20 protein-coding genes are annotated in these 19,669 nt (G+C 71.1%); 15 read left to right on the forward strand and 5 right to left on the reverse strand.

Features of this window, described 5'->3' with window-relative positions:
- Positions 1–3: 3 nt before the first annotated feature.
- Together M8542_RS24485 and M8542_RS24490 are read right to left on the reverse strand one after the other, a co-directional pair.
- Positions 4–981 (reverse strand): Zn-ribbon domain-containing OB-fold protein, encoded by a 978-nt coding sequence (locus tag M8542_RS24485; protein WP_257922569.1) that lies wholly within the window; start codon positions 979–981, stop codon positions 4–6.
- A gap of 213 nt (positions 982–1,194) precedes the next feature.
- Positions 1,195–1,983 (reverse strand): crotonase/enoyl-CoA hydratase family protein, encoded by a 789-nt coding sequence (locus M8542_RS24490; RefSeq protein WP_257922570.1) that lies wholly within the window; start codon positions 1,981–1,983, stop codon positions 1,195–1,197.
- Between the two features lie 62 nt (positions 1,984–2,045).
- On the opposite strand from M8542_RS24490, the gene M8542_RS24495 reads away from it, so the two are divergent.
- Both M8542_RS24495 and M8542_RS24500 read left to right on the forward strand, forming a co-directional pair.
- A complete protein-coding gene (locus tag M8542_RS24495) occupies positions 2,046–3,662 on the forward strand; it encodes an acyl-CoA synthetase (protein WP_257922571.1) in 1,617 nt (538 codons plus the stop codon).
- Between the two features lie 13 nt (positions 3,663–3,675).
- Positions 3,676–4,776 carry an NAD(P)H-dependent flavin oxidoreductase gene (locus tag M8542_RS24500; RefSeq protein ID WP_257922572.1) on the forward strand — a complete coding sequence of 367 codons (1,101 nt, stop codon included), beginning with the start codon at positions 3,676–3,678 and terminating at the stop codon, positions 4,774–4,776.
- Between the two features lie 42 nt (positions 4,777–4,818).
- On the opposite strand, the gene M8542_RS24505 is transcribed toward M8542_RS24500, so the two are convergent.
- Complete coding sequence (locus M8542_RS24505; protein ID WP_257922573.1) at positions 4,819–5,625, reverse strand: S1 family peptidase; 807 nt, start codon at positions 5,623–5,625, stop codon at positions 4,819–4,821.
- Between the two features lie 125 nt (positions 5,626–5,750).
- Positions 5,751–6,953 (reverse strand): APC family permease, encoded by a 1,203-nt coding sequence (locus M8542_RS24510; RefSeq protein ID WP_257922574.1) that lies wholly within the window; start codon positions 6,951–6,953, stop codon positions 5,751–5,753.
- A gap of 69 nt (positions 6,954–7,022) precedes the next feature.
- On the opposite strand from M8542_RS24510, the gene M8542_RS24515 reads away from it, so the two are divergent.
- The 13 genes from M8542_RS24515 (at position 7,023) to M8542_RS24575 (ending at position 17,745) form a co-directional block, all read left to right on the forward strand.
- Positions 7,023–7,796 carry a GntR family transcriptional regulator gene (locus M8542_RS24515; RefSeq protein WP_257922575.1) on the forward strand — a complete coding sequence of 258 codons (774 nt, stop codon included), beginning with the start codon at positions 7,023–7,025 and terminating at the stop codon, positions 7,794–7,796.
- Between the two features lie 57 nt (positions 7,797–7,853).
- On the forward strand, positions 7,854–8,234 hold the full coding sequence (locus tag M8542_RS24520) for a DoxX family protein (protein WP_257922576.1): 381 nt from the start codon (positions 7,854–7,856) through the stop codon (positions 8,232–8,234).
- Between the two features lie 105 nt (positions 8,235–8,339).
- Positions 8,340–9,458 (forward strand): TIGR03364 family FAD-dependent oxidoreductase, encoded by a 1,119-nt coding sequence (locus M8542_RS24525; protein ID WP_257922577.1) that lies wholly within the window; start codon positions 8,340–8,342, stop codon positions 9,456–9,458.
- Positions 9,459–9,475: 17 nt separating this feature from the next.
- Positions 9,476–10,123, forward strand: coding sequence for an HAD family hydrolase (locus tag M8542_RS24530; RefSeq protein WP_257922712.1), 648 nt, complete (start codon positions 9,476–9,478; stop codon positions 10,121–10,123).
- Entirely contained in the window at positions 10,120–11,127 is a 1,008-nt protein-coding gene (locus M8542_RS24535) for a 2-aminoethylphosphonate ABC transporter substrate-binding protein (protein WP_257922578.1), read from the forward strand. Before M8542_RS24530 ends, M8542_RS24535 begins: the two co-directional genes overlap by 4 nt.
- On the forward strand, positions 11,124–12,173 hold the full coding sequence (locus M8542_RS24540) for an ABC transporter ATP-binding protein (RefSeq protein ID WP_257922579.1): 1,050 nt from the start codon (positions 11,124–11,126) through the stop codon (positions 12,171–12,173). The genes M8542_RS24535 and M8542_RS24540 overlap by 4 nt, the downstream gene beginning before the upstream one ends.
- Positions 12,170–13,021, forward strand: a complete 852-nt coding sequence (locus M8542_RS24545) for a 2-aminoethylphosphonate ABC transporter permease subunit (RefSeq protein WP_257922580.1) — start codon at positions 12,170–12,172, stop codon at positions 13,019–13,021. The genes M8542_RS24540 and M8542_RS24545 overlap by 4 nt, the downstream gene beginning before the upstream one ends.
- Positions 12,999–13,796, forward strand: a complete 798-nt coding sequence (locus M8542_RS24550; protein WP_257922581.1) for an ABC transporter permease — start codon at positions 12,999–13,001, stop codon at positions 13,794–13,796. The genes M8542_RS24545 and M8542_RS24550 overlap by 23 nt, the downstream gene beginning before the upstream one ends.
- Positions 13,797–13,832: 36 nt before the next feature.
- Positions 13,833–14,324 (forward strand): hypothetical protein, encoded by a 492-nt coding sequence (locus M8542_RS24555; protein WP_257922582.1) that lies wholly within the window; start codon positions 13,833–13,835, stop codon positions 14,322–14,324.
- A 231-nt stretch (positions 14,325–14,555) separates the two neighbouring features.
- Positions 14,556–15,071 (forward strand): hypothetical protein, encoded by a 516-nt coding sequence (locus M8542_RS24560; protein WP_257922583.1) that lies wholly within the window; start codon positions 14,556–14,558, stop codon positions 15,069–15,071.
- A gap of 14 nt (positions 15,072–15,085) precedes the next feature.
- A complete protein-coding gene (locus M8542_RS24565) occupies positions 15,086–15,523 on the forward strand; it encodes an SRPBCC family protein (protein WP_257922584.1) in 438 nt (145 codons plus the stop codon).
- A 66-nt stretch (positions 15,524–15,589) separates the two neighbouring features.
- Positions 15,590–16,993 carry an MFS transporter gene (locus tag M8542_RS24570; RefSeq protein ID WP_257922585.1) on the forward strand — a complete coding sequence of 468 codons (1,404 nt, stop codon included), beginning with the start codon at positions 15,590–15,592 and terminating at the stop codon, positions 16,991–16,993.
- 101 nt (positions 16,994–17,094) lie between these two features.
- Positions 17,095–17,745, forward strand: coding sequence for an SCO2207 family protein (locus M8542_RS24575; RefSeq protein WP_257922586.1), 651 nt, complete (start codon positions 17,095–17,097; stop codon positions 17,743–17,745).
- 57 nt (positions 17,746–17,802) lie between these two features.
- Here M8542_RS24575 and M8542_RS24580 read toward each other — a convergent pair whose 3' ends face one another.
- Complete coding sequence (locus M8542_RS24580; protein WP_257922587.1) at positions 17,803–19,476, reverse strand: fumarate hydratase; 1,674 nt, start codon at positions 19,474–19,476, stop codon at positions 17,803–17,805.
- Between the last annotated feature and the right edge of the window lie 193 nt (positions 19,477–19,669).

Raw genomic sequence — 19,669 nt, forward strand, 5'->3', positions numbered from 1 at the left:
ACCTCACAGGTGGTGGGCGAAGGTTTCGTAGGCCGCGTCCGGCTCGCCGGTCGGCTCGAAGTGGCTGATGTTCTCCAGCGACGTCCACCACTCGTCGCGGGGTTTCCAGGCCGCGCGCACCCGCATGCCCATCTTGACGTCCTGGGCGTCGCAGCCGAGGACGAGGTGGAGGAAGGCGATGTCGGCCCCGTCGAGCAGGATGTACGCGGCGACGTACGGCGGCTTGAGGCGCTGGCCGAGGAACGGGACGTTGACGATGCAGAACGTCGTCACGATCCCGGTGTCGGGGAGTTCGACCTCTTCGGTGGTGGGGACGCCGTCGGTCGGGCACGAGCCGCGCGGCGGGATGTAGACCTTTTCGCAGGCGGGGCAGCGCTGGCCGATGAGCTTGCCTTCGGCGAGCCCGCGCAGGTAGCGGCTCTCCTCGGGGGAGGCCGAGTGCAGGTACTTCAGGTGCACGGGCGTGATGACGACGCTGACCGGGGCGCCTTCCTCGCGCTCGGCGACCGGGGGCGCGGGCTCGGTGGGCGTCGTGTCCTCGGCGTCGACCGGGAGGAAGTAGGCGATGTCCCGGATGTGCCCGACGGTCTCGTCCGCCCACTTGACGCGCACGCGCTGGCCACTGTGGATCTTGCCGGGATCGCCGGCGTCGACCGCGTGGAGCAGCGCGGTGTCGGCGCCGTCGAGCTTGACCAGCGCCCAGGCGAAGGGCCGGTTCAGCGGCTGCCCGTCGAGCGGGTCGGCACACCACGACCAGGAGACGACGGTGCCCTCGTCGGCCACGGGGACGAACTCGCCGAGCTGTTCGGCGGTCCCGGGGTCGTACTCGAGGGGCGGGACGTGCACACGCCCGTCACTGCCCCGGATGCCTTCGATGCGGCGCTCACGAAGCGCGTTCACGAACCGGCCCAGGACGGGCCCGGTGGAGCGCGTGTAGTCGAAGCCGACGTTGAGGGGTGCCGCCAGTGGTGTCTCGGTCACACCTTGAGTGAAACATGTTCTCGTTCTGGCGGCAAGATCCAGCTCGCAGCGGATGTAACACGTTCTAGACCAGGCCTATGACGGAAGGGTCGACACGCGTGATGGGGAGGTCGACACGCGTGATTGAAGGGTCGACACGGCGGACCTGCCGTGTCGACCCTCGAATCACGCGTGTCGACCCTCTGATCACGCGTGTCGACCCTTGCTGCACGGTCAGTGGCCGCGGAACTCCGGCTTGCGCTTCTCGCTGAACGCGCGCGGGCCTTCCTTGGCGTCCTCTGATGCGAAGACCTCGATGCCGTACTGCGAGTCGAGCTTGAAGGCCTCCTCCTCGTGGAGGCCCTCGGTGTCGCGGATCGTCCGCAGGATCGCCCGGACCGCGACCGGGCCGTTCGCGTTCACCAGGGAAGCCAGCTCCAGGGCGCGGGAGAGGGCCTCGCCGTCGGGCACCACGTGGCCGATCAGGCCGATCGCCAAAGCTTCCACGGCGGAGAGGTGACGGCCCGTGAGCAGGAGGTCCGCCGCGATCGTGTACGGGATCTGACGTGGCAGCCGCACCGCCGACCCGCCCATCGGGAACAACCCCCAGCGGGCTTCGGAGACCCCGAACCGCGCCGAAGCACCCGCCACCCGGATGTCCGTCCCCTGCAGGATCTCGGTCCCGCCGGCGATCGCCGGCCCCTCGACCGCCGCGATCAGCGGCTTCGTCAGGCGACGGCCCTTCAGGAGGCCCGGGATGCGCGAGGGGTCGAAGCGACCGGAAGAGAACGATTCCGACGGCGAGTTCCGCGACATCGACTTCAGGTCCGCGCCCGCGCAGAACGCCCCGCCCGCGCCGGTCAGGACGCAGCTGCGAATCGAGTCGTCCGAGTCCACGCGGTCCCAGGCGTCGACCATGATCGACATCATCTCGCCGGTGATCGCGTTGCGGGCCTCGGGCCGGTTCATCGTGACGACGAGGGTCTGCCCCTCCTGCGAAACCAGCGCGTGCGGTTCACCCACCGAATACCTCCAGGAGAAGCAGTGCCATTGCCCAGAACGATAACATGTTCTACTTTGAGGGCGTGGCACTCAACATCGCGGATCTTCTGGAGCACGCCGTCGACGCCGTGCCGGAGCGCGTCGCGGTCGTGTGCGGCGACCGGCAGGTCACCTTCGCCGAACTGGAGGCGCGGGCCAACCGGCTCGCCCACCACCTCGCCGCGCACGGCGTGGGACGCGGGTCCCACATCGGGGTCTATTCCCGCAACTCGATCGAGGCCCTGGAGGCGATGATCGCGGCGTACAAGCTGCGCGCGATCGCCGTCAACGTCAACTACCGCTACGTGCACGGCGAGCTGGTCTACCTCTTCAACGACGCGGACCTGGTCGCCCTCGTGCACGAGCGCGGTTACGCCGACAAAGTCAGAGCTGTCCTGCCCGAAGCGCCGAAACTGAAACACGTTGTCGTTGTCGACGACGGCAGTGACGGCGACTTCGCGAGCTACGGCGGTGTCGACTACGAGGCCGCCCTCGCGGACCAGAGCCCCGAGCGCGACTTCGACGAGCGCAGCAACGACGACCTCTACATCCTCTACACCGGCGGCACCACCGGCTACCCGAAGGGCGTCCTCTGGCGCCACGAGGACATCTGGCGCGCGCTCGGCGGCGGCATCAACTTCGTCACCGGCGAGTACGTCCCCGACGAGTGGACGCTCGCCGAGCAGGGCAAGTCCGGCAGCCTGACGCGCCTGCCCGCCGCGCCACTCATCCACGGCGCCGCGCAGTGGGCCGCCTTCGGCGCGCTGTTCACCGGCAGCCCGGTGGTGTTCGTGCCGCGTTTCGACGCCCACGAGATCTGGAAAGCCGTGCAGGAGCACAAGGTCCAGGTCCTCACGATCGTCGGCGACGCGATGGCGCGGCCGCTGATCGAAGCGTTCCGCGAGGGCGATTACGACGCATCGTCGGTCGTCGCCGTCTCGAGCCACGCCGCGTTGTTCTCGCAGTCGGTCAAGCAGGAGTTCGTCGAGCTCGTGCCGAACGCCGTGATCACCGACGCGATCGGCTCGTCCGAAAGCGGTTTCACCGGCATCGGCATGGTGGCCAAGGGCTCCGACCACAGCGCCGGCCCGCGGGTCAACTTCGGCAAGGACGCCATCCTGCTCGACGACGACGGCCATCTCGTCGACCAGAAACCCGGCGCCATCGGGCTGATCGGCCGCCGCGGGCACGTCCCGCTCGGCTACTACGGCGACCCCGAGAAGAGCAAGAAGATCTTCGTCGACATCGACGGCGTCCGCTACGTCGTGCCGGGCGACTACGCCCGCTACGAGGAGGACGGCACGGTCACGTTGCTCGGCCGCGGCTCCCAGTGCGTCAACACCGGCGGCGAGAAGGTCTACCCCGAGGAGGTCGAGGGGGCCCTCAAGTCCCACCCCGACGTCTTCGACGCGCTCGTCATCGGCGTGCCAGACGAGCGGCTCGGCCAGCGGGTCGCCGCCGTCGTCCAGCTGCGCGAGGGCGCCGAACCCGACCTCGCCGCCCTCGAGGAGCACGTCCGCGGCGAGATCGCCGGGTACAAGGTGCCGCGCACCGTCTGGCTGGCCGAGGAGATCGGCCGCTCGCCCAGCGGCAAGCCGGACTACCCGTGGGCCCAGCGCTACGCCGCCGACCACGAGCCGGCCACGGCTCAGCCCGTCTAGGAGGAGACCACCAGTGCGGACCCCCCTGTGCGACCGGCTCGGCATCGACCTGCCGATCATCGGGTTCACGCCGTCCGAGCACGTCGCCGCGGCGCTCAGCCGCGCCGGCGGGCTGGGCGTGCTCGGCTGCGTCCGGTTCAACGACGCCGCCGAGCTCGACCGGGTGCTCACCTGGATGGACGAGAACACCGGCGGCAAGCCCTACGGCGTCGACATCGTGATGCCGGCGAAGATCCCGGCCGAGGGCACCCAGGTCGACCTCTCGAAGCACATCCCGGACGGCCACCGCGCGTTCGTCGACCGGGTGCTGAAAGAGCTTTCCGTGCCGCCGTTGCCGGACGACACCGACGAGCGCGCGGGCGTGCTCGGCTGGCTGCACTCGGTCGCCCGCTCACACGTCGAGGTCGCGCTCAACCACCCGATCAAGCTGATCGCCAACGCCCTCGGCTCGCCGCCGGCGGACGTGATCGCCCAGTGCCACGACCGGGGCGTCCCGGTCGCGGCGCTCGCGGGCAAGGCCGAGCACGCGGTCCGGCACGTCGAAAACGGCGTCGATTTCGTGGTCGCGCAAGGGTACGAAGCCGGCGGGCACACCGGCGAGATCGCGTCCATGGTGCTGGTGCCGGAGATCGTCGACGCCGTCGACGTGCCGGTGCTCGCCGCGGGCGGGATCGGGTCCGGGAGGCAGATGGCCGCGGCGCTCGCGCTCGGCGCGTCCGGCGTCTGGATGGGCTCGATGTGGCTGGCCACCGAGGAGTACCTGCAGACGATGGCCGAGTCGGTGGCCATGCAGCAGGCGCTCGTCGCGGCGACGTCGTCGGACACCGTGCGGACGCGGATCTACACCGGCAAGCCCGCGCGGCTGCTCAAGACCCGCTGGACGGAGGCGTGGGCCGCGCCCGACGCGCCCGAGCCGTTGCCCATGCCGTTGCAGAACCTGCTGGTTTCCCACGCCCACAACCGGATCCACGCGGCGAACGACCCGAGTGTCGTGTCGATGCCGGTCGGCCAGATCGTCGGGCGGATGAACCGGGTCCGGCCGGTCGCCGACGTCGTCGCGGACCTGGTTAACGGCTACGAAGAAGCACTGTCCCGATTGGACAAGACGCGCTGAAGAGGGGGCCCGCCGAAGCGGGCCCCCTCTTCGCGGAAACGGTTACAGACCGGCGGCGGCCGCGGCGATCTTCGACGCGAACGTGCTCACCTCGGTGTAGACACCGGGAGCGTGCGGCCGCGCGCAGCCGTCACCCCAGGAGACGATGCCGACCTGGATCCAGGCGTTGTTGTTGTCCCGGCGGAACATCGGGCCGCCCGAGTCGCCCTGGCAGGTGTCGACCCCGCCCGCGGTCAGGTTGCCGGCGCAGATCTCGGCGCTCGGGATGAGGTCGGGGTAGCTGCCGCCCTGGGCCTGGCAGGTGGAGTCGGCCACGAACGGGACGGTCGCCTTCAGCAGGTACCGCTGCTGCGAGCCACCCTCGGTGGCCGCGCCCCAGCCGGCCACGGTGAACGTGCCGGTGTTGTAGGTCGACGTCGTCGCGATCGGCATCGTCGAAAGGCCGCTCACCGGGCTGGCGAGCTTGATCAGGGCCCAGTCACCGCCGGTCGAGGTGCCGTAGGTCGGGGACTGGTAGACGTAGGTCGAGCGGATCTTCTGCGCGCTCGTGCTGTTCAGGTCGACCACGCCGACGGTGGCGGTGATCGAGGTGTTCGACCCCGTCCGGCTCACGCAGTGCGCGGCGGTCAGGACGATCTGCTTGGTGTACAGCGCGCCGCCGCAGCCCATCGACAGCCGCACCATGAACGGGAACTCGCCCTGCGCGGCCCGGGTCCCGCCGACGACGTCGGTGGAGGGCGGCTGAGCGGCGGTGGCGATCGCCGGGGTGGCCAGCGACGCGGCCGCGGCGACCGCGGCCAGTGCGGTGGTGGCGTTTCTGAGCAGGGTGAACCAGCGCTTGGGAGCCAAGGGGATCAGTCCTTCCAGTGTCCACAGTGGAAGCCGTTGCCGTCAGCGGCCCCATGACTACACCAGGTGCTCACATACCCGGACAACCGACTTTCTTCGGATGTTTCGGGCGGTTGGGTGATTTCTCACCGGCGGATCCGACGAACGCCGTAGGCCGAAGCGCCCAGTGACAACGCGACGACGCCGGCCACTACCGACGGCCACGGCAGGCTGAAGGCCAGCACCACGCACCCGGCCAGGCCCAGCACGGCCCGCGCCTTCCCCTTCAGCGTGAGCGCGGCGGCGTTGGCGATCGCGTAGTACGTCAGGACGGCGAAGGACGAGAAGCCGATCGCGGCGCGCAGGTCGAGCGAGGCGGCGAGCACGGCGACGACGAGCCCGACGGCGAGCTCGGCCCGGTGCGGCACGGCGTACCGGGGGTGCACGGCGGCGAGGAACCGGGGGAGGTGGCCGTCGCGGCTCATCGCCAGCGTCGTGCGCGAGACGCCGAGGATCAGCGCGAGCAGCGAGCCGAGCGCCGCCAGTGCCGCGCCCACCCGGACAACCGGTGCGAGCCATCCCGGTACGGCGGCCGCGATCGGGTCGGGGCTCGCGGCGAGCGCGGCCGGCCCGAGCCGGACGAGCAGCAGCACCGCGAGCGCGGCGTAGACGACGAGGGTGAGGCCCAGCGCGAGCGGGATGGCCCGCGGGATCGTCCGGGCCGGGTCGCGGACCTCCTCGCCGAGCGTCGCGAGCCGGGCATAACCGGCGAAGGCGAAGAAGAGCAGCCCGGCCGCTTCGAGGACGCCGCCGGCGCCGGGCCAGGCGATCAGCGGCCCGCCGGCGGCCGGACCCGCGGCCATCGCCACCGCGGCGGCGGTGAGCACGAGCAGGGTGCACGTCACGATCACCCGCGTCGCCAGCGCGGAGCGGTGCACGCCGAAGTAGTTGACCGCGGTCAGCGCGGCGACCACCGCGACGGCGAGCGCGCTCCGCCACGGCTGCCCGAGACCTGGCGCGGCGTAGGCGACGACGGTCAACGTCATCGCCGCGCAACTGGCGGTCTTTCCGGTGATGAATCCCCAGCCGGCCAGATAACCCCAGAATTCACCGAGCCTTTCCCGGCCGTAAACGTAAGTGCCGCCGGATTCCGGGTGAATCGCCGCCAGCCGTGCCGAAGACATCGCATTGCAGTACGCGACGACGGACGCGAGCACCAACGCGAGCAGCAGCCCGGCCCCCGCGGCGCGCGCCGCCGGCGCGAACGCGGCGAACACGCCGGCCCCGATCATCGAGCCCAGGCCGAGGAAAACGGCGTCGGCGAGGCCGAGCCGGCGAGCGAGGGGCATCCGGGTGATCCTCCGTGTCACGCGCCACAGGCCAGCGTGGCGCCGCGGGAAACGAATAAGGTCGGGTGCGTGCCCGCCCCTTCACGCCAGTCCCGCTTGTCCGCCGACGGCCCCGTGCTCGACGGGATTCCCGAACACGGCCGGGTGCCGCGCTACTACGCGGTCAAGGTCGAACTGCTGGCGGTGATCGCGGAACTGGGTGAAGGCTCGGTGCTGCCCACGGAACGGGAACTGTGCGAACGGTTCGAGGTCTCGCGGGCGACAGTACGGCAGGCGGTCGCGGAGCTGGTCCTGGAGGGAAAGCTCAGCCGGCGGCAGGGGAGCGGCACGTACGTCGCCGGCCCGAAGCTCGTGCAGCCGCTGGCCCTGGTCAGTTACACCGAAGGGCTGCGGCGCCAGGGCATCCGCCCGGGCCGCAACGTGATCACGCTGGAGCGGCGCCTGGCCGGCAGCGCGCTGGCCGCCGACCTGCAGGTCACCTCGGACGCCGAGGTGATCCACATCGAGCGGGTCCTGCTGGCCGACGAGGAACGCGTCGGGCTGGAGTCGACATATCTCCTGGCGGAGCGGTTCCCGACGCTGCTGGAGGTGTTCAACCCCGAGCAGTCGTTGTACGCGTGCCTGAGCGAGCGGCTCGGCGTGGTGTTCGACGGCGCCGAGGAACGGGTCGAGACGGTGCTGGCGACCCCGCGCGAGGCTCTGCTGATCGGGACCAACCCGGCGTTGCCGATGCTGCTGATGCACCGGATCTCGTGGGGGCCGGACGGGGCGCCGTTCGAGCGGGTGCGGTCGCTGTACCGGGGGGACCGGCTGAGCTTCATGACCCGCCTGGGTCGCGCCTGACTGTCACGTTCGCCGCGGCGTCCTCGTTCCTCCCGCACCACTCAACGGGAGGACGTCATGAACATCGCACTGTGGGCAGGCCAGGTGGCGCTGGCCGCGATCTTCGCCCTGTCGGGCGCGTTGAAGGCGACGATGTCGCGGCAGCGGCTGCTCGAAACCGGGCAGACCGGGGCGGCGGCGTACCCGCTGCCGGTCGTCCGGTTCACCGCGATCTGCGAGCTGTTCGCGGTGGTAGGGCTGATCCTGCCGGTGCTGCTGGGGATCGCGCCGGTGCTCACCGGCTGGGCCGCGGCGGGGTTGGCGGTGGTGATGGTGGGCGCGATGGCCATGCACGGGCGGCTGGCGGTGGTCCGGCACGAGCCGGCCGAGTGGCGGACCGTCGGGATCAACGCCCTGATCTTCGCCGTCTGCGTGTTCGTGGCGGCCGGTCGGTTGTGAAGATAACGGAACGGTAACTCATCCGGTCCAATATTCGAAGGCGCTTCACCCCGCGTTCGCCGAGGGGCCAGCGAGTGTTGGCGCGCGGCCGACAGCGTGGGGGCCGTGCGAATCCTCATCGTGGGCGGTGGCGTGCTCGGCACGCTGCACGCCTGGCAGGCCGTCGAGCGCGGCCACGACGTCGTCCAGCTCGAACGCGAACCCGAAGCGCGCGGGGCCTCCGTGCGGAACTTCGGTCTCGTCTGGGTCGGCGGCCGCGCGTCCGGCGTCGAGCTCGAGACCGCCCAGCGGGCCCGCACCCTCTGGGAGCGGATCGGCGAGCGCGTCCCAGGGCTCGGCTTCCGCGCCAACGGCTCGCTGACCGTCGTCCGGACCGAAGCCGAACTCGCCGTCGCGCGCGAAGTCAGCGAAGGCGCCGAAGCGGCCGGACGCGGCTACAAGCTCCTCGACGCCACCGAAGCCCGCGAGCTGAACCCGGCCCTGCGCGGGGACTTCGAGGCCGCCCTCTGGTGTGCGCGCGACGCCGCCGTCGAACCACGCACCGCACAGCCGGCCCTGCGTGCCGCACTCGCCGAGACCGGCCGCCACACCTGGCTCCCGGGCCGCGAGGTGCGGCACCTGACCGGCACCGGTGTCGTCGACGACCGCGGCGAGCGGCACGACGGCGACGTCGTCGTGTTCTGCACCGGCGCGTGGACCGGCGGGCTCGTCCGGGAGCTGGCCGGTGACCCGCCGGTGCGCAAGGTCCGGCTGCAGATGGCGCAGACCGAGCCCCTGGGCGAAGAACTCACCACGAGCGTCGCCGACGGGGACAGCTTCCGCTACTACCCGGCCTACCGCGGCGAAGCCCTCGTATCCCTCAACACCGGGCAGCCCCAGCACGAAGTCGCCGCCGAACACCGCATGCAGCTGCTGCTCGTCCAGCGGCTCGACGGGTCCCTCACCATCGGCGACACCCACGAGTACGACGAGCCCTTCGCCTTCGACGTCACCGAAGATCCCTACGAACACCTCACCGACGTCGCCGGCGCGCTGCTCGGCCGCCCGCTGCCGCGCATCCGCCGCCGCTGGGCCGGGGTCTACGCCCAGACCACCGACCCCACGCGGATCGTGCACCGCGAGCGCGTCGCCGAGCACGCCTACCTGGTCACCGGGCCGGGTGGGCGCGGCATGACCTGTTCCCCCGCCATCGCCGAAGACACCGCCGAGGAGCTGGGCCTGTGACCACCGAACTCGTCGTAATGGACATGGCCGGCACGACCGTCGCCGACGACGGCCTCGTCGTGAAGGCCTTCACCGCCGCCATCGAGACCGCCGGTGTGCCCGACGAAAAGTACCCCGGGATGCTCCAGTACGTCATCGACACGATGGGGCAGTCGAAGATCACCGTCTTCCGGGCCCTGCTCGACGACGAAACCCGGGCGCAGCAGGCGAACTCCGCGTTCGAAGCCGCGTATGGCGACCTGGTGCGCGCGGGGGAGTGCAAGCCGATCCCCGGCGCCGAAGACGTCATCCGCGGGCTGCGCGACAACGGCATCAAGGTCGCCTTCACCACCGGCTTCGCGCCCACCACCCAGCAGGCCATCCTCGACGCGCTCGGCTGGCGCGACCTCGCCGACCTCGCGCTCGCGCCGGGCGACGGCGTCCGCGGCCGCCCGTTCCCCGACCTCGTGCTCACCGCCGCGCTGCGGCTCGAAGTCACCGACGTCCGGCAGATCGCCGTCGTCGGTGACACCGCGTCCGACGTCCTTTGTGGACGTCGCGCCGGGGCGTCCGTCGTCGCGGGCGTGCTCACCGGCGCCGGCGAGCGCGACGACTTCACCGAAGCCACCCACGTCCTCGCCTCCGTCTCCGAACTCCCCGCCGTGCTCGAAGGAGAAAACCCGTGAAGAAGACCCTGGCCGCCGTGTTCTCGGTGGCGCTGATCGCCCTGCTGTCCGCCTGCGGCGGCACCGGCGCGGCGTCCGCAGGCGGCAAGACCGTCACCGTGTACACAGTGGACGGACTGGAAGACTGGTACACCGCCCGCTTCGCCGAGTTCGAGCAGCAGACCGGGATCACCGTCCAGGCCGTCACCGCCGGCTCCGGCGAGGTCGCCTCCCGCGTCGAGAAGGAGAAGGCCAACACCCAGGCCGACGTCCTCGTCACACTGCCGCCGTTCATCCAGCGCGTCGCGAGCCTCCTGCAGCCGTACTCGCCGCCCGGCACGGAGAAGGTGTCGGACAAGGACGCGCAGGGCCGCTACTTCGCGATGATGAACAACTACCTCAGCTTCATCCACCACCCCGGCGCCACCCCGAAGACCTGGGACGACCTGCTCGACCCGAAGCTCAAGGGCAAGGTCCAGTACTCGACGCCCGGCGAGGCCGGCGACGGCACCGCGGTGCTGCTGCAGCTGCAACACGTCCTCGGCGAGCAGGGCGCGCTCGACTACCTCGGCAAGCTGGAGGCCAACAACGCCGGGCCGTCGTCGTCCACCGGCAAGCTCCAGCCGAAGGTGGCCAAGGGCGAGCTGCTGGTGGCCAACGGCGACGTCCAGATGAACCTGGCCGAGATCGCCAAGAGCGGCGGCTTCGACGTCTTCTTCCCGGCCGACGCCCAGGGCAAGCGCTCGACCTTCGCCCTGCCGTACTACGCCGGGCTCGTGACGAACGCGCCGCACCCGGACGACGCGAAGAAGCTCCTAGACTTCCTGTTCTCACCCGAGACCCAGGCCAAGACCGCCGACGCGTTCGGCATCCCGGGCCGCGCCGACGTCACGCCCACCGGCGCGAACGCCGCGAAGATCAAGGCCGCGCTCGACGGCGTCGAGATCTGGACCCCGGACTGGACCGCCGTGCTCGGCAAGCTCGACGCCGACCTGGCCGCGTACAAGAAGGCCGTCGGCCGGTGACCGCGGCCGTCGAGTTCCGCGGCGTCTCCGTCCACTTCGGACGCACGACGGCACTGGACTCCCTCGACCTCACCGTGGCGCGCGGCGAGACCCTCGCGCTGCTGGGGCCGTCGGGCTCCGGCAAGTCGACGGCGCTCAAGGCCCTCGCCGGGTTCGTCCGGCCCAGCGCGGGCCGGGTGTTCCTGAACGGCGAGGACGTCACGGACCTGCCGCCGCACCGGCGCGGGCTCGGCGTCGTCGTGCAGAGCTACGCCTTGTTCCCGCACATGCGCGTCGACGACAACGTCGCCTTCGGGCTCAAGGCCCGGCGGACCCCGCGGGCGGAGGTGACGTCTCGCGTCGCCGAGGTCCTGGACCTCGTCGGCATGGGCGCCTACGCCCGGCGGTTCCCGCGCGAGCTGTCCGGCGGGCAGCAGCAGCGCGTCGCGCTCGCCAGGGCGCTGGCCATCCGGCCCGACGTGCTGCTGCTCGACGAGCCACTGTCCGCCTTGGACGCCGCACTGCGCGAGGACATGATCGCCGAACTGCTGCGGCTGCGTGCCGAACTGCCGGACACCACGCTCGTCTACGTCACCCACGACCAGGGCGAGGCCCTCGCGCTGGCCGACCGGATCGCCCTCATGCGCGACTCGAGGCTGGTCGAGGCCGGCCCGTGTGAGCAGCTCTACCGGCGCCCCACGTCCGAGTTCACCGCGAGATTCCTCGGTGCGGCGAACCTCATCCCGGTCGACCTCGTCAGCGACGGGACACCCGCGAAGGTCCGGCTCGGCGAGCGCATGCTGACCGCCGAGCCGGCCGGGGCGCTCGGCCCGGGGCCGGTCGCGCTCGGCGTCCGCCCGCACCGCGTCGGCGTCGGCGAGCCCGGCGCGGACACCCTGCCGGCGCTGGTGCGGGCCGTGCAGTGGCGCGGCACCGGCTACCGCCTGGACCTGGTGCTGGCGACCGGCACGACGATCCGGGCTGAGGTGCCCGAAGCGTTCCCGGTCGGCTCCGCGGTCGGCGTGTCGATCCCGGACGGCTGCCCGCTGGTCGGGGTCGGCACATGAGCGGGCTCGCGCTCGAAGCCGTCGTCACGCGGCCCCGGCGGCCGGCCGGCCGCCGCACCCGCGGCCTGTGGCTGCTGCCGCCGCTCGCGGTCGTCGCGGTGTTCTTCGGCTACCCGCTCGCGCTGGTGGCCGGGCAGTCGCTGACCACGGACGCCGGGTTCGGCCTGGGTGTCTGGGCCGAGGTGCTCGGCTCGGCGGAGTTCCGCGACGCCGCCTGGCAGACGGTGCTGCTCGCGCTGGGCGCGACGACCGGCTGCGTCCTGCTCGGGACGTTCCTCGCCCTGATCATCGCGTTCGTCCCGGTCCCCGGCGCGCGGACGCTGTCGCGGCTGGTCGACACCGTGCTCGCGTTCCCGTCGTTCCTCATCGCGCTGGCGTTCACGTTCCTCTACGGCAGCGCGGGCGTGTTCGGCGCGGGCGGGTTCCTGTACTCGCCGTGGGGCGTGCTGCTGGCCGAGGTCACGTTCTACACGCCGTTCGTGATGCGGCCGGCGCTCGCGGCGTTCGGCCAGGTCCCGGGCGTGCACCTGGACGTCGCGGCGTCGCTGGGCGCGCGGCCGGGCCGGGTCCTGTGGCGGGTCGTGCTGCCGGCGGCGCTGCCGTCGCTGGCCTCCGGGGCGTGCCTGACGCTGCTGCTCGCGCTGAACGAGTTCGGCATCGTCCTGTTCCTCGGCGCGAAGGGTGTCACCACGTTGCCGATGCTGGTCTACGGCAAGGGGATCGTGACGTTCGACTTCCCGGCGGCGAGCGTCGTCGCGCTGGTCGACGTCGCGATTTCGCTGCTGCTGTACGGGAGTTACCGGGTCTTGGCGGGGAGGGGTCGCGGTGCTGCTGTGGACGCGGCGTAGCAAGGCGCTGCTGTGGCTGGTGTTCGGCGTGGTGTTCGCCGTGGTCGTGGCGGCGCCGCTGGTGATGATCGTGCTCGCGTCGTTCGCCGGGCACTGGACGGGTGTGCTGCCCGGCGGGTTCGGCCTCGGGCACTACGCCGACGCGTTGTCCGGGGAGACGTTCGCGAGCCTGTCGGTCAGCGTCCAGACGGGTGTCATCGCTGGCGCGGCGGCGGTGCTGCTGGGCACGTGGGCGGCGCTGGCGGCCGAGACCGCGCCGAAACGGGTGCGGCAGCTCGCCGACACGCTGTTCCACCTGCCGATCGCGGTGCCGTCGGTGGTGCTGGGGCTGGCGCTGCTGGTGGCCTTCAGCCGGCCGCCGCTGGCGTTCAACGGGACGCGCTGGATCGTGCTGCTCGGGCACCTGCTGATCCTGCTGCCGTTCGCCTACAGCACGGTCTCGGCGGCGCTGTCCCGCGTCGACCCGCAGCTCGCGCAGGCCGCGGCGTCGCTCGGGGCGTCCCCCGCACGGGTGCTGCTGCGGGTGCGGGTCCCGGTGCTGCTTCCGGCGATGACGGCGTCGGCGAGCCTCGCGCTGGCGATGTCGATGGGTGAGCTGGGCGCGACGATGATGCTGTACCCGCCGGACTGGCGCACGCTCCCGGCGAGCATCTTCGCCCTGACCGACCGCGGCCAGGTGTTCCTCGCCTCCGCGGCGACGGTCCTGCTGCTCGCGGTGACCCTCGCCGGGGTCGTGCTGCTGGGCCTGGTCCGCGGCCGGGCGGCCCATCGGTAGGTGCAACCGATCCGGCGTCCGGTCCGTCTGGGGAGTATGCGCACACTGCTGGGTACGGGCCTGCTGCTGCTCACGTTGACCGCCTGCGGGGCGAGTAACACGGCCGCGCCCGCCGCGCCGGGCAGCACCGGGCCGGAGACGCCGACGACGACGTCGGCTCCCTCATCGCCGCCGCCGGTGGCGCCGCCGCCTTCCCAGACGGTCGGCCGCCCGACGCAGGGCATCGCCCCGGGTGACGACGTGATCGCGGAGTCCCAGGTCGACGCGCGCGGGCTGCCCGAGGGCTACCCACGCAGCCTGACCCGCAGCCTCGACGGCAAGACGCTGATCCTGCAGGCGGAGGAGGGCGGCTGCCGCCACGTCTCGGCGCACGTCGGCGACCAGACGCCGCAGCAGGTGGTGGTGCTGGTCGCGGTCCTCACCGCGAAGAAGGGCCAGATGTGCCCGGACTACATCAAGGAGGTCAGCCTCCCGCTGACCCTCGCCGAGCCACTGGGGACGCGCACGGTGGTGCTCCGCCAGGGCTGAAGCCCCACGCCGACGCTGGGAGGGTGCACCCGGGCTGCCCGGGAACACCCTCCCAGACCACGTCCAGGCCCGGTCCGAAGCGCCCCAATGTGGCCTTGGTTGCGTCTGACGCACCGAAGGCCACATTGGGTGCGTCAGACGCACCGAAGGCCACATTGGGGCGCTGCAGCCGGTGGGAAAGTTTCGATCTTGCGTGCAACCCCGCGGTGGAGGCGTTCCGTCTTCGGGGACATGAGGTACTTAGCGAAGGTGGTCGGGACAGGGGCGTTCCTCTTGATGGCGACGGCTTGCGCCGGCCAGGACATGCCCACCAGCCAGCCCGCCGCGGGAGGCACCTCCGCGGCGCCCACCGGCAGCGTTTCGACGTCGCCGACGCCGGGTGAATCGGTGCTGCCGACCTCGCCGTCGGCGAACCCGCCGGGCAAACCGCGGCTCACCGTGCCCGAGGGCAGCACTCCGGTGCCGCCGAACAAGGTCGACGCGGCCGCGTTGCCGAAGAACTACCCGCACGAGGTCTGGACGGCCAACGGCGGCACCATCCTCAACATCCGCGCTCAGGAAGGTGGCTGTGGTCACGCCTTGGGTGAGGCGACCGAGCAGGCGGGCGACCACGTGGTGGTCAACCTGAGCGAGACCAAGGCCCAGACCGGCCAGATGTGCACCATGGACATCCGGTACCCGGTGATCTCGGTCGCCCTGGCCGCGCCGCTCGACCAGCGCACGGTCGTGTTGAAGACGCAGAAATGATCTAGGGTCGGGTGATGGGCAACCGACAGGTCTCACGCACCGCGATCGTCGCCGCGACCCCGGAGAAGATCTTCGGGCTCCTGGCCGATCCGGCCCAGCACCCGCTCATCGACGGATCCGGCACGGTCCGGGCCGCTCAGTCCGGCGGCCCGGACCGGCTCACGCTCGGCGCCAAGTTCGGCATGGACATGAAGATGGGCGCCTCCTACAAGATCCTCAACACCGTCGTCGAGTTCGAGGAGGGCCGCCTGATCGCCTGGCGGCACTTCAACGGGCACCGCTGGCGCTGGCGGCTCGAACCGGCGGGTGACGGCCGCACCGAGGTCACCGAGACCTTCGACTGGTCGACGGCGAAGTTCCCGCTGGCCATCAGCCTGAGCCCGTTCCCGCGCAAGAACGCCCAGGGCATCGAGAAGACCTTGGCCAGGCTCACGGAGCTGTACCCGGGCTGACCAGGACCCTCCCCGGATTAGTTGTACAGTGCTTAATATTGTCCGTGCAACTAATGTGGGGGTGCGGTGCCGCAGCCGGTCCGGCGGCGGGCGGTCCTGGCCGTCTGCTGCCTGAGCCTGTTCATCGTCGGGCTCGACAACACCATCGTGAACCTCGCGCTGCCCGCGATCCGCACCGACCTCGGCGCGTCGGTTTCCGGGCTCCAGTGGACCATCGACGCCTACACGCTGGTGCTGGCGAGCCTGCTGATGCTCTCGGGCTCGACCGCGGACCGGATCGGCCGCCGCCGGACGTTCCAGACCGGTCTCGCGCTGTTCAGCATCGGCTCGCTGCTGTGCGGGGTCGCCCCGAACGTCGGGCTGCTGATCACCTTTCGCGCGCTGCAGGCGATCGGCGGGTCGATGCTCAACCCGGTGGCGCTGTCCATCGTGGCCAACGTCTTCACCGACCCGCGTGATCGCACCCGCGCGATCGGCGTCTGGGCGGCGGTGAACGGGCTGAGCCTGGCCGTCGGGCCGGTGCTCGGCGGCGTGCTCGTGGGCTGGGCCGGCTGGCGCTCGATCTTCTGGATCAACGTCCCGGTCGGCATCGCCGCGATCGTGCTGACGGCCGTGTTCGTGCCGGAGTCCCGCGCCCCGCACCCCCGCCGGCTCGACCCGGTGGGGCAGCTGCTGGTGATCGTCCTGCTGGCTTCGCTCACCTACGGGATCATCGAAGGCCGCAGCTCGGGCACGGCGGTGATGGCCGGGTGCTTTGCAGTCGCGGCCGCGGCGCTGGCGATCCTGTTGCCCTACGAGCGGCGACGCCGGGATCCGTTGCTGGAGCTGAAGTTCTTCCGCAGCGTGCCGTTCTCGGGCGCGACGCTCATCGCGGTCACCGGGTTCGCGGCGCTGTCCGGCTTCCTCTTCCTCAACACCCTCTACTTGCAGGAGACCCGCGGCTTTTCCGTGCTGCACGCGGGTTTGCTGACCCTGCCGATGGCGGTGCTGACGGCGGTGGGCGCGCCGCTGTCCGGCCGGCTGGTCAACGCCCGCGGACCGCGGCTGCCGCTGCTGGTGGCCGGCGTCGGGATGGGCGCGGCCGGGTTCATGCTCGCGGGCATCGGCCCGGACACGCCGATCCTGTGGGTGGTGGCGGCGTACGCGATCTTCGGCATCGGCTACGGCCTGCTCAACGCGCCGATCACGAACGCCGCGGTGTCCGGGATGCCGCGTGAGCGCGCCGGCCTCGCCGCGGCGATCGCGTCGACCAGCCGTCAGATCGGGATTTCGCTGGGCGTGGCGGTGATCGGCGCGATCATCGCGGCGGACGAGCGGACGCCGCCGGGGACCGGCCGGGTGGCGTGGCTGATCGTCGCGGGCTGCGGGGTGCTGGTCTTCGTGCTGGGCCTGGTGACGACGGGCCGATGGGCGCTGGCGACCGCCAACCGGGTGAATGGTCCGGACCACGATCCGGCCCTCACCTCCTGAGTTCCCCGTCGAAGAAGTCGAAACTGCTCGAACTCTCGTTGAACCACCGCCGTTACCGAGCCGTATCCATGGTTGAGGTGGTGATCAGAGAGGAGGGGCCCATGCCCCGGTTGAGCAGTGGTCGGCACCGCAAGCAGGCGACCGTAGGTCTGGCCGCGTTGCTGGGGGTCGCCGGCGTCACCGCGACCGCCATCGCGCTGAGCAGTCCCGCGGGCAACGCGGCCGAAGCGCCCAAGGAGAACTGCGGCGGGCTCGACACCGCCCTGCAGAACAACCTGAACTTCATCGCGGGCCAGCAGGCCGCCCCGGACGCCCAGTCGGCCGCGCGGATCGCCAACCGCCAGGCGGTGGTCGACCTGATCCAGCAGCGGCGGCAGGTCGCCGGCTGCACGGCGAACGTCGTCGCGAACAACGGCCAGGCCGCGCAGGCCCCGGCCCAGCAAGCCCCGGCGCAACAGGCGCCGGCCCAGCAGGATCAGTCCGGAGTGGACACCGGCGCCGTCGGCGACGTCGTCTGCCCGGGCTCGACGGTGACGCTCTCGGGCGAAGGCGGCGCGCCCGCCGCGTCGAGCAACCAGTTCCCGGCCGGCACGAAGCTCAAGGTGACGAACCTGGACAACTCGAAGTCCACCACGGTCGAGGTCACGTCGGTGTCGGGCAGCTGCACGCTGCTCAACAACGCGGCCTTCGAACAGGTTCGGGAGCCCGGAAAGTTCCTCATCCGGCGCGCGCGGATCGAGCGCGTCGGCTGAGGGAGCAGGGAAGGAAGGGGGCACCGGCGGCGGGCCGGTGTCCCTTTCCCTTGCGTGCTAACGGAAGCTGATCTGCAGCACCGGGTCGCCGGTGCTGGCGAAGAAGTCGTTGCCCTTGTCGTCGATGACGATGAAGGCCGGGAAGTCCTCGACCTCGATCTTCCAGACAGCTTCCATGCCGAGCTCGGCGTACTCGAGGACGTCGACCTGCTTGATGCAGTCCTGCGCGAGCCGTGCCGCCGGGCCGCCGATCGAGCCGAGGTAGAACCCGCCGTGCGCCGAGCACGCGTCGGTGACCTGCTTCGAGCGGTTTCCCTTGGCCAGCATGACGAGTGAGCCGCCGGCGGCCTGGAACTGCGCGACGTAGGAGTCCATCCGCCCGGCCGTGGTCGGGCCGAACGAACCGGACGCGTAGCCCTCCGGCGTCTTCGCCGGACCGGCGTAGTAGACCGGGTGGTTCTTCAGGTACTCCGGCATCTCCTCACCGGCGTCGAGGCGCTCGGCGATCTTCGCGTGCGCGATGTCACGCGCGACGACCAGCGGCCCGGTCAGCGAAAGCCGCGTCTTCACCGGCAGCTGCGAAAGCTGGGCTCGGATCTCGGCCATCGGCCGGTTGAGGTCGACGCTCACGACGTCGTCGGAGAGGTCCTCTTCCGTGACGTCGGGCAGGAAGCGGGCCGGGTCGCGCTCGAGCTGCTCGATGAACACGCCGTCCGCGGTGATCTTGGCCTTGGCCTGGCGGTCGGCGGAGCAGCTCACCGCGATGCCGACCGGGCAGCTCGCGCCGTGGCGGGGGAGCCGGATGACGCGGACGTCGTGGCAGAAGTACTTGCCGCCGAACTGCGCGCCGATGCCGAACTGGCGCGTCATTTCGAGGACCTGCTGCTCGAGGTCCTGGTCGCGGAAGGCGTGCCCCAGCTCGGAACCCTCCTGCGGCAAGTTGTCGAGGTAACGGGCCGAAGCGAGCTTCGCGACTTTCAAGTTGAACTCGGCCGACATGCCGCCGACGACGATCGCCAGGTGGTACGGCGGGCAGGCCGCGGTGCCGAGGCTGCGCAGCTTCTCGTCGAGGAAGCGCGCGAGCCGCTTCGGGTTCAGGACGGCCTTCGTCTCCTGGTAGAGGAAAGTCTTGTTGGCGCTGCCGCCGCCCTTGGCCATGAACAGGAACTCGTAGGAAGGATCTGCGGGTTCGCCGGCTGGGTTGTCTCTGTGGTAGAGCTCGACCTGGGCCGGGAGGTTCGTGCCGGTGTTGCGCTCGTCCCAGAAGTTCACCGGCGCCATCTGCGAGTACCGCAGGTTCAGCTGCTGGTAGGCGTCGAAGATGCCCTGCGACAGCGCGCGCTCGTCGTCGCCACCGGTGAGGACACCCTCGGAGCGCTTGCCGATGACGATGGCCGTGCCGGTGTCCTGGCACATCGGGAGGACGCCGCCGGCGGAGATGGCGGCGTTGCGGAGCAGGTCCATCGCGACGAACCGGTCGTTGCCGGAGGCCTCGGGGTCGTCGACGATGGCGCGCAGCTGCGTCAGGTGTGACGTGCGCAACAGGTGCTGGATGTCGGTGATGGCGGTGCGCGCGAGGGTGGTCAGCGCGGCGGGGTCGACCTTCAGGAACTTCCGCCCGGCGGCTTCGACGGTCTCGACGCCTTCGGCGGTGACCAGCCGGTACTCGGTGGTGGTGTCCTTGCCCAGCGGGAGGACTTCGGTGTGCTGAAACGTGGTGGTGGACGGCACTGCCAGGCTCCTTTGCCAGCTCCGGGATCCGCCCACCCTACGCAGCGGCGGGGGTCGCGCCGCAGAGGCATCCGGTCACTGTGTGGCAGCACACTCGGCGTGCGCTCTGCGGTCGGTGTTCCACCACCCCGACGCCCGATTGTGACTACGGACGGCGGCACCGCGTCAAGGCGGGAAAGCGTGCCTTGACCCG

The sequence above is a fragment of the Amycolatopsis iheyensis genome (assembly GCF_024703995.1).
GTDB lineage: Bacteria > Actinomycetota > Actinomycetes > Mycobacteriales > Pseudonocardiaceae > Amycolatopsis > Amycolatopsis iheyensis.